Below are 9,762 nucleotides of genomic sequence, written 5' to 3'. Positions count from 1 at the left end.
GAGAGAGGGGGGGGGCGCACGACCGGCTTCCCCGCGCCCCTCGTGTGCGTCTTCGGGCTCTACTCGGTCAGGCTGCCGTCCACCGCGTCGGCCGCCTCGACCTCCTCCCGGGTGATGCCCAGCAGGTACAGCACGGTGTCCAGGAACGGCACGTTGACGGCGGTGTCGGCGGCCTCGCGCACCACCGGCTTGGCGTTGAACGCCACGCCCAGCCCGGCCGCGTTCAGCATGTCCAGGTCGTTGGCGCCGTCGCCGATCGCCACCGTCTGCGACAGCGGCACCTTCGCCTGCTCGGCGAACCGGGCCAGCCAGCGGGCCTTGCCCGCGCGGTCCACGATCTCGCCGACCACCCGGCCGGTGAACTTGCCGTCCACCACCTCCAGGGTGTTGGCCGCCGCGAAGTCCAGCCCCAGCTCCTCGACCAGGTGGTCGGTGACCTGGGTGAACCCGCCCGACACCACCGCGACCTGGAAGCCCAGCCGCTGGAGCGTGCGGATCAGGGTGCGCGCGCCCGGCGTGAAACGGACCTCCGCGCGCACCTTCTCGGTCACCGAGGCGTCCAGCCCGGCCAGCAGCGAGACCCGGGCCCGCAGCGACTCGGCGAAGTCCAGCTCGCCGCGCATCGCCTGCGCCGTCACCTCGGCGACCTCCTCCTCGCAGCCCGCGTGGGCCGCGAACAGCTCGATCACCTCGTCCTGGATGAGCGTGGAGTCGACGTCCATCACCACCAGGCGCTTGGCCCGGCGCTCCAGCCCGGCCGCGACCACCGCGACGTCCACCCGCTGGGTGGCCGCCTCCTGGGCCAGCTCGGCCCGCAGCTCGTCGGTGGCCACACCGGACACGGCCAGCTCGACCGCCGTCACCGGGTACTTGGCGAGCCGGAACACACGGTCGATGTTGCCGCCCGCCGCGGTGATCCGGGAGGTGAGCGCGGAGACGGCGGCGGAGGTCAGCGGATTGCCGAGCACGGTGACGTGCGAACGGCCCTCGCGGCGCGGCCGGTTGTCGCCGATGCCGGAGAGGATCTCGGCCTGGAGCTTCTGCTCCTCCGCCCAGCGGTGCACGGTGGCCCGCAGTCCGCCCTCGGCGCCGGGAGCGGTGGGCGGGGTGACCAGTGCGCAGAGCGTGATGCGGCCACGGGTCACGACCTGTTCGATGTCGATCACGTCGACGGCGAAGCCTGCCAGGGTGGCGAAGAGGCCGGCGGTGATGCCGGGGCGGTCCTTGCCGAACACCTTGACGAGCAGGGTGCGCTCGTCCGCGGTCCGGGGCTGGGCGGCGGGGAGGGGCTCAGCGGCCAGGGGCGATGCGTTCATGGTGCCTCCCACGCTACCCGCCGGCCGGCGGGCCCAGAGCACCCGTCCCACGTCGCGGACGGGTGCCGGGTAGCAGCCTGGTCACAGTCACCCGGGGCGACTTCTATCGGCGGTCAGCAGGCTGGAATGATTCCCCCCGTCAGTTTCGGAAACATCGCACCCCTGGTCGGGGGCACAATTCGGGGGAACCGAGAGAGCGGGGCAGGCGCACAGTGCCGCAACTCGTCATCGATATCAACGGACAGCAGCGGACTCTGGAGCCCGGGCGGTCCTACACCATCGGGCGCAACCCGCAGTCGGACTTCCCGTTCGACGACGCCAGGGTCTCCTGGAACCACGGGACCATCACCTTCAACGGCAGCGGCTGGCAGCTGGACGACCACGGCAGCACCAACGGCACCTACACGGCCGGCGCCCGGACGACGCAGGCCCAGCTGTTCCCCGGCGCCGTCGTCAACCTCGGCAACCCGGAGAACGGACCCCGGCTCGGCTTCTCCGCGCCCGCCCACGCCGCCCCGCACGCCGCCGCCCCCCAGGCTCCCGCCTGGCACGAGGCCGCCACCAGCCGCAGCGCCGCGCCGACGCCCCAGCCGCCGGCCCCGCAGCAGGGCTGGTCGCCGCAGGCCCCCTACCCGCCGCAGCCCGAGCAGGCCTGGGCGGGTCGGCCCCAGCCACCGTTCCCGCACCAGCAGCACCCGCCCCAGCCCCAGCCCCAGCAGGGCGGCTTCCCGCAGCAGCAGGCCTTCCCGCCCGCCCCGCAGGACGGCGACGGCCCGCAGCCGACGATCATCCGCAACCTGACCGCCGCCATGCGCACCGTCCGGATCGGCCGCGCGCTCGACAACGACGTCGTGGTCTCCGACCTCCAGGTCTCCCGCCACCACGCCGAGCTGCGCCAGCTCCAGGACGGCCGCTACGAGATCGTCGACCTCGGCAGCCACAACGGGATCTTCCTCAACGGCCAGCGGGTGCAGCGCCAGCTGATGGGCCCGCAGGACCGGCTGACCGTCGGCCACTCCAGCTTCGTCCTGGTCGGCGACCAGCTGCAGGAGTTCGTCGACACCGGCGCGGTCTCCTTCTCCGCCCGCCACCTGACCGTCGAGGTCGAGCACAAGGGCGCCAAGAAGATCCTGCTCGACGACGTCAGCTTCGGCGTCCCGGAGAAGTCCCTGGTCGCCGTCATCGGCCCGTCCGGCTCCGGTAAGTCGACCCTGCTGCGCGCCCTCACCGGCTACCGCCCGGCCGACCGCGGCGAGGTCCTGTACGACGGCCGCAACCTCTACAAGCAGTTCGCCGAACTGCGCTCGCGCATCGGCCTGGTGCCGCAGTCCGAGATCCTGCACAAGGAACTCACCGTCCGCACCGGCCTCAAGTACGCGGCCCAGCTGCGCTTCCCCGGCGACACCGAGGCGCGCGAGCGCGCGGCCCGGATCGACGAGGTGCTGTACGAGCTGCGCCTGGACAAGCGCGCCGACAACAAGATCACCGCGCTCTCCGGCGGCCAGCAGAAGCGCGTCTCGGTCGCCCTGGAACTGCTCACCAAGCCGTCGCTCATCTTCCTGGACGAGCCCACCTCGGGCCTCGACCCGGGCATGGACCGCGAGGTCATGCAGATGCTGCGCGGTCTCGCCGACGACGGCCGCACCATCCTGGTCGTCACCCACTCGGTGGCCGAACTCGCGCTCTGCGACCGGCTGCTGGTGATGGCGCCGGGCGGCGCGGTGGCCTACTTCGGCCCGCCGGACGAGGCGCTGCACTTCTTCGGGTACGAGACCTGGGCGGACGTCTTCCAGGCCTTCGAGAACTACCCGGACCACGACTGGGCCGGCCGCTACCGCGGCTCGGTGCACTACCAGCAGTACTCCGCCCCCGACGTGGAGTCGGGCGAGGTGCAGCACGCCCAGGTCGCCCAGGAGGCCGTCCGGCCGCCGAAGCCGCAGAGCTGGGGCTCCCAGCTGTGGACGTTGATGCGCCGCTACATGTCGGTCCTCGCCTCGGACCGCGGCTTCCTGGCGCTGTCGGTGCTGCTGCCCGCCGTCATCGGCGCGGTCAGCGTGCTGGTCCCCAACGGGGCGGGCCTCGCGCCCAATCCGAACACGCAGCTCCACCTCAACAGCGGGGCCGCGACGATCATCATGATCCTGGCGATCGGAGCCTGCTTCTCCGGAGCGGCCAACTCGGTCCGCGAACTGATCAAGGAACGGGCCATCTACGAACGGGAACGGGCCACCGGGCTCTCCCGCTCGGCGTACATGATGTCCAAGATCATCGTGCTGGGCTTCTTCAGCGTGATCCAGGGCGCCATCGTCGCCGCGGTCGGCTTCCTGCCGCGCAAGCTCCCCGAGCACGGCCTGATCGTCAAGGACCTGCCGATCATCGAGATGACCATCGGCATGATCCTGCTCAGCTTCACCGCGATGATGTTCGGCCTGATGATCTCGGCCCTGGTCAAGACCGCCGAGAAGACCATGCCGCTGCTGGTCATGTTCGCCATCATCCAGGTCGTCTTCACCGGCTGCCTGTTCCAGCTCTTCGGCAAGCCCGGCCTGGAGCAGGCCGCCTGGCTGATGCCGGCCCGCTGGGGCACCGGCATCGTGGCCACCACACTGGACCTGTCCAAGCTCATGGGCCCCTGGAACAAGGACTTCCAGAACCCCCAGTACGACCCGCTGTGGACCGCCAGCGTCGCCCAGTGGGCGATCGACGCGGGCGCGCTGATCGCGATCTCGATCGTCATCGGCGTCATCGTCACCCGGCTCCAGCGCCGCCACGAGCCCGAGGTCATGCAGAAGGGCTGACCCCCTTCGCCCCGCCCGACGAGGGGCGGCTCTCCCATCACCCGGAGAGCCGCCCCTCCTCCATTGCGCGGGCCCCGAGACCTAGGTCCCCGGACCTGCGCCCACCCCGGCCGCGGACCGACGCGGCGGCGCCCGCGGCGGCGGTAGTTTGGCGGTATGCCCAGCACGCCCAGCGACCACCGGAGCCCGGCCGGTCCGCACCTCGACCTGCGCGGCCCGGCCCGCCCGATGCCCGGCTGCGACCCCTGCCTGGCCGGCATCGAGGCGGTCAGCCAGGCGCTGCTCGCGATGAGCCGGCACCTGGAGGTCCGCGAGGTGCTGCGCCGCATCACCGCCTCCGCCCGCGACCTGCTCGGCGCCGAGTACGCGGCTCTGGGCGTGCCCGACGACCACGGCGGCTTCGCCCAGTTCGTCGTCGACGGCGTCACCGACGAGCAGTGGCGGGCGATCGGCCCGCTGCCCCGCCAGCACGGCGTCCTCGCCAAGATGCTGCACGAGACCGGCCCCACCCGGCTCGCCGACGTCCGCAGGGCCCCGGCCTTCGGCGGCTGGCCGGCCGCCCACCCCGAGATGGACGCCTTCCTCGGCATGCCCATCCTGGACGCCGAGGCCGCCGAGGACGAACCGCAGGTCACCGGCGTCATCTTCCTCGCCAACAAGCGCGGCGGCGGCCTGTTCACCGACCACGACGAGGAACTGCTGCGGATACTCGCCGCGCACGCCGCCCTCGCCCTCTCCAACGCCCGCCTGTACGAGCGCAGCCGCGAGCTCACCCTGGCCGGCGAACGCGCCCGCATCGCCCACGACCTGCACGACGCCGTCGCGCAGAAGCTCTTCTCGCTGCGGCTCACCGCCAAGGCCGCCGCCACGCTCGTCGACCGCGACCCGGCCCGGGCCCGCGCCGAACTCGCCGAGGTCGCCCGGCTCGCCGCCGAGGCCGCCGACGAACTGCGCGCCGTCGTCGTCGAACTGCGCCCCGCCGCCCTGGAGGAGGACGGGCTGAGCGCCACCCTCGCCTCCCAGGTGCAGGTCCTCGACCGGGCCCACACCGCGGACGTCGCCTTCGCCGCCGACGGCGTCCGCGCCCTGCCGCCCGCGCAGGAGGCCGCGCTGCTGCGGGTCGCCCAGGAGGCGCTGCACAACGCGCTGCGCCACTCCGGAGCCGGCCGCGTCACCGTCACCCTGGCCGGCACGCCCGCGCGCGGCGCCGTGCTGCGGGTGCGCGACGACGGGCACGGCTTCGACCCCGAGTCCGTCCGCCGGGCCGGGCGCCACCTCGGCCTGGCCTCGATGCGCGACCGCGCGGCCGCCGTCGGCGGCACGCTCACCCTGGAGTCCGCCCCCGGCCGGGGGACGCTCGTCGAGATGGAGGTCCCCGGTGCCTGACAACCCGCCTGACAGCACGCCGTCGATCCGCGTCCTGCTGGTCGACGACCACCAGGTGGTCCGCCGCGGGCTGCGCACGTTCCTGGAGGTCCAGGACGACATCGAGGTGGTCGGGGAGGCCGCCGACGGGGCGGAGGGCGTCGAGCGCGCCCGCGAACTCGACCCCGACGTCGTCCTGATGGACCTCAAGATGCCCGGTGTCGACGGCATCGAGGCGCTGCGCACGCTCAAGGGCGAGGGCAGCCGGGCCCGGATCCTGATCGTCACCAGCTTCACCGAGCACCGCACGATGGTCCCCGCGCTGCGGGCCGGCGCCGCCGGGTACGTCTACAAGGACGTCGACCCGGAGGCGCTGGCCGGCGCGATCCGCTCGGTGCACGCCGGCCACGTCCTGCTCCAGCCCGAACTGGCCGAGGCGCTGCTCGCCGACGACGGCCCCCGCGCCCCGCAGGGCCGCGGCGGCACCCTCACCGAACGCGAGCGCGAGGTCCTCGGCCACATCGCCGACGGCCGCTCCAACCGGGAGATCGCCCGCAGCCTGCACCTGTCGGAGAAGACGGTGAAGACCCACGTCTCCAACATCCTGATGAAGCTGGACCTGGCGGACCGCACCCAGGCGGCCCTGTGGGCCGTCCGCAACGGCGAGGCGCGGGACGGCGGCCCGTCCTAGCGGGCCGCGTCCTGAGCGGCCCCGTGTTCGGCGGGCCCCGTGCTCAGCGGGCCCCGTGCTCAGCGCTCCTCGTGCTGAGCGTTCCTCGTGCTGAGCGGGCCCCGTGCTCAGCGGTCCTCGCGCTCGTCGACCAGCGCGTTGTACGCCGCCACCTGCGCCCGCCGGGCGGTGCGCCGCAGCGGCGCCAGCACCGCCTGCCGCGCCGCCATCTCGGAGGCGCTGACCGCCGCGCCGTGCCCGCCCGCGGCGATCGCCAGCAGCGCCGACACCTGCCGGGCCGACTCCAGCACCCGCACCGCACGCGGCGGGTACCCGGGCGCCAGCAGTTCGGCGTGCCCGCGCCGGCGGTACGCCTCCAGCGCCCGCAGCGCCTCCGGTCCGGCGCCCGCCACGTCCAGGCGGGTCAGCAGGAGCGTCGCCTCGCGCAGCCCGTCGGCCAGCTCCCGTTCGGCCTCGTGCAGCGACGGGACGTCGGCCGGCGGTGTGTCGTTGGTCTCAAGGCAGCGCCACAGCACCGTCGCCGAACGGTCCCCGGCCGGGCCGAACACCTCCACCTCCGGCACCAGTCCGAGCGGGACGCCCACCGCCAGCACCGCCTCCCCGACGCCCATCGCCGCTTCGTTGAACGGTGCCGGACCGGTCAGCCCCAGCGGGTGCCCGGCGGACGGCAGCGCCAGTCGCAGGCCCTTGACCCCGAGCACCCGGAGCCGTCCCAGCGCCCAGGTGAGGCCGTGCCGTTCGCCCGGCCCGTCCCCGGGCAGCCCGGTCACCCGGTGGCTCTCGTCGTCGCCCAGCACGGCCGCCGCGGCGTTGTCCGGCGGCACCAGACCGGCCAGCAGGGCGTTGCCCCACGCGGTCAGCCGCCCCGAACGGGGTTCTTCGTACGGATTGTCGGGAGGAGTCGCGAGCATCCGGCCAGCCTACGGAATCGGCGGTCATCCGCGTGGCGTAGGTTTGCCCATGCGTGTGCGGCGCACCCACCCCGTGCCCACCGGCTGCCGGAGTAGGCTCGCCGCCCGCACCGACGGCCGAAATTCTTGTATTGGGGAAGGCGTAGGCATGAGCGACGTGCTGGAGCTGGTGGACGTATCCGTGGTCCGGGAGGGACGCGCGCTGGTCGACCAGGTCTCGTGGTCCATCTCCGAGGGGGAGCGCTGGGTCATCCTGGGCCCCAACGGCGCCGGGAAGACCACCCTGCTGCAGATCGCCGCCACCTACCTGTTCCCGACCGCGGGCAAGGTGTCGGTGCTGGGCGAGAAGCTGGGCGAGGTCGACGTCTTCGAGCTGCGCTCCCGGATCGGCCTGGCCGGCGCCGCCATGTTCGACAAGCTGCCGGCCGAGCAGACGGTGCTGCAGACCGTGCTGACCGCCGCCTACGGCATGACGGTCAGCTGGCAGGAGACCTACGAGCAGTTCGACGAGTCCCGCGCGCTCGCGCTGCTCGACCGGATGGGCATGTCCAACCTCACCGGCCGCAAGTTCGGCACCCTCTCCGAGGGCGAGCGCAAGCGCACCCTGATCGCCCGCGCCCTGATGACCGACCCCGAGCTGCTGCTGCTCGACGAGCCCGCGGCCGGCCTGGACCTCGGCGGCCGCGAGGACCTCGTCCGCCGGCTCGGCGCGCTCGCCCAGGACGAGTTCGCCCCGGCCATGGCGATGGTCACCCACCACGTCGAGGAGATCGCGCCGGGCTTCACCCACGTCCTGATGATCCGCCAGGGCAAGGTGCTCACCGCCGGTCCGATCGACACCGAGCTGACCGCCCGCAACCTCTCCAAGTGCTTCGGCCTGCCGCTCACCCTGGAGCGCCACGGGGACCGCTGGTCCGCGCAGGGCCTGCCGCTGGGCTGAGCCCCCGCCCGCGCCCCGCCCGCGCCTCGCACGCTCCGATGTCGTCGGGTTTCCGGGGACCGGTCGCACGCGCGACCGGTTTCCGCCCCTCGACCTGCGGGAACTGTCCGCCTCGAAGGCCCTTCGCTCCCTAGGATGGACACGTGGACAGCTGGATCTGGTGGCTCCTGGCCGCCGTCGGGCTCGGCATACCGCTGGTGCTGACCGCGATGCCGGAGTTCGCCATGTTCGCGGTCGGTGCGCTGGCGGCCGCCGGCGTGGCCGGGCTGGGCGGAGACGCGGTCTGGCAGACCCTGGTCTTCATCGCGGTCTCGGTCTCGCTGCTGGTCTTCGTCCGCCCGATCGCCTACCGGCAACTGCGGCAGGGCCCGCACATCAAGATGGGCATCGAGGCGCTCCAGGGCGCCACCGCGGTCGTCGCGGAAACCGTCGACGGGGAGGGCGGACGGATCAAGCTGAACGGCGAGATCTGGTCGGCCCGCGCGCTCCACCCGGACAGCGTGTACCAACCGGGGCAGCAGGTCGACGTCGTCGAAATCCAGGGCGCGACCGCCCTGGTCATCTAGGGGAGAGTCCGTGGAACCCGTCCTTATCGTTTTGGTCGTCCTGGTCGTGGTGGCCTTCATCGCGCTGATCAAGACGATCCAGGTCATCCCGCAGGCCAGCGCCGCGATCGTGGAGCGCTTCGGCCGCTACACCCGGACGCTCAACGCAGGCCTGAACATCGTCGTCCCGTTCATCGACCGGGTCCGCAACCGGATCGACCTGCGCGAGCAGGTCGTGCCGTTCCCGCCGCAGCCGGTGATCACCCAGGACAACCTGGTGGTCAACATCGACACGGTGATCTACTACCAGGTCACCGACCCGCGCGCGGCCACCTACGAGGTCGCCAGCTACATCCAGGCCATCGAGCAGCTGACCGTCACCACGCTGCGCAACATCATCGGCTCGATGGACCTCGAATCCACCCTGACCTCGCGCGAGGTCATCAACGCCGGTCTGCGCGGCGTCCTGGACGAGGCCACCGGCAAGTGGGGCATCCGGGTCAACCGCGTCGAGCTGAAGGCGATCGAGCCGCCCACCTCCATCCAGGACTCGATGGAGAAGCAGATGCGCGCCGACCGTGACAAGCGCGCCGCGATCCTCACCGCCGAGGGCCAGCGGCAGGCCCAGATCCTCAAGGCCGAGGGTGAGAAGCAGGCCGACGTGCTCCGGGCCGAAGGTGAGGCGCAGGCCGCGGTGCTGCGCGCCGACGGTGAGGCGGCCGCGATCCGGACGGTCTTCGAGGCCATCCACGACGGCGACGCCGACCAGAAGCTGCTCGCCTACCAGTACCTGCAGACCCTGCCCGAGCTGGCCAAGGGCGACTCCAACAAGCTGTGGATCATCCCCAGCGAGGTCGGCGACGCCCTCAAGGGCCTCGGCGGCGCCTTCGGCGGGCTGACCGGCAACCCCGGCGTCAACGGCGGCGCGGTCGCCGCCCCGAGCGTCCCGCAGGCGGCCCCCGCGGCCACCCAGGTGCCGCTCGACCCGGCGGCCGGCCCGCGCCCGGTGGACACCGAGAAGGGTGCCGCCCGCCCCCGGGTGGACCCGGCCCGCGAGTACCGCAAGATCGACCCGGAGTGACCGGCTGAACCGTCCGGCCCGGGGGGGGGGGGGGGGAGAGAGGGGGGGGGGGAGGGGGGGGGGGGGGGGGGGGGGGGGGGGGGGGGGGGGGGGGGGGGGGGTGGGGGGGAGGGGG

General features: G+C 73.0%; 8 protein-coding genes. 6 read left to right on the top strand and 2 right to left on the bottom strand.

Annotation, left to right across the window (positions count from 1 at the left end; genetic code table 11):
* Window positions 1–59 precede the first annotated feature (59 nt).
* Entirely contained in the window at window positions 60–1,316 is a 1,257-nt protein-coding gene (gene serB, locus AC07BF_RS03585; RefSeq protein ID WP_363589438.1) for a phosphoserine phosphatase SerB, read from the bottom strand.
* 212 nt (window positions 1,317–1,528) lie between these two features.
* On the opposite strand from serB, the gene AC07BF_RS03580 reads away from it, so the two are divergent.
* The 3 genes from AC07BF_RS03580 (at window position 1,529) to AC07BF_RS03570 (ending at window position 6,170) form a co-directional block, all read left to right on the top strand.
* On the top strand, window positions 1,529–4,114 hold the full coding sequence (locus tag AC07BF_RS03580) for an ABC transporter ATP-binding protein/permease (RefSeq protein WP_363589440.1): 2,586 nt from the start codon (window positions 1,529–1,531) through the stop codon (window positions 4,112–4,114).
* Between the two features lie 228 nt (window positions 4,115–4,342).
* Entirely contained in the window at window positions 4,343–5,500 is a 1,158-nt protein-coding gene (locus AC07BF_RS03575; protein WP_363589454.1) for a GAF domain-containing sensor histidine kinase, read from the top strand.
* A complete protein-coding gene (locus AC07BF_RS03570) occupies window positions 5,493–6,170 on the top strand; it encodes a response regulator transcription factor (RefSeq protein ID WP_363589442.1) in 678 nt (225 codons plus the stop codon). The genes AC07BF_RS03575 and AC07BF_RS03570 overlap by 8 nt, the downstream gene beginning before the upstream one ends.
* A gap of 107 nt (window positions 6,171–6,277) precedes the next feature.
* On the opposite strand, the gene AC07BF_RS03565 is transcribed toward AC07BF_RS03570, so the two are convergent.
* On the bottom strand, window positions 6,278–7,081 hold the full coding sequence (locus AC07BF_RS03565) for a hypothetical protein (protein WP_363589444.1): 804 nt from the start codon (window positions 7,079–7,081) through the stop codon (window positions 6,278–6,280).
* 148 nt (window positions 7,082–7,229) lie between these two features.
* On the opposite strand from AC07BF_RS03565, the gene AC07BF_RS03560 reads away from it, so the two are divergent.
* The 3 genes from AC07BF_RS03560 (at window position 7,230) to AC07BF_RS03550 (ending at window position 9,647) form a co-directional block, all read left to right on the top strand.
* Window positions 7,230–8,021 (top strand): ABC transporter ATP-binding protein, encoded by a 792-nt coding sequence (locus AC07BF_RS03560; RefSeq protein WP_063349636.1) that lies wholly within the window; start codon window positions 7,230–7,232, stop codon window positions 8,019–8,021.
* Between the two features lie 155 nt (window positions 8,022–8,176).
* The gene (locus AC07BF_RS03555; RefSeq protein ID WP_363589456.1) at window positions 8,177–8,587 is read left to right on the top strand and encodes an NfeD family protein; all 411 of its coding nucleotides are present in this window, start codon (window positions 8,177–8,179) and stop codon (window positions 8,585–8,587) included.
* Window positions 8,588–8,597: 10 nt separating this feature from the next.
* Window positions 8,598–9,647, top strand: coding sequence for an SPFH domain-containing protein (locus AC07BF_RS03550; protein WP_363589446.1), 1,050 nt, complete (start codon window positions 8,598–8,600; stop codon window positions 9,645–9,647).
* The last annotated feature ends 115 nt before the right edge of the window (window positions 9,648–9,762 follow it).

Source organism: Kitasatospora sp. NPDC043950 (assembly GCF_056435345.1).
This window is presented reverse-complemented; position numbering and strand designations above follow the sequence as displayed.

Coding starts and splice junctions, on each gene's coding strand:
- AC07BF_RS03560 (WP_063349636.1), top strand. CDS start 7,230: ATGAGCGACGTGCTGGAGCTGGTGGACGTATCCGTGGTCCGGGAGGGA.
- AC07BF_RS03565 (WP_363589444.1), bottom strand. CDS start 7,081: ATGCTCGCGACTCCTCCCGACAATCCGTACGAAGAACCCCGTTCGGGG.
- serB (WP_363589438.1), bottom strand. CDS start 1,316: ATGAACGCATCGCCCCTGGCCGCTGAGCCCCTCCCCGCCGCCCAGCCC.
- AC07BF_RS03575 (WP_363589454.1), top strand. CDS start 4,343: ATGCCCGGCTGCGACCCCTGCCTGGCCGGCATCGAGGCGGTCAGCCAG.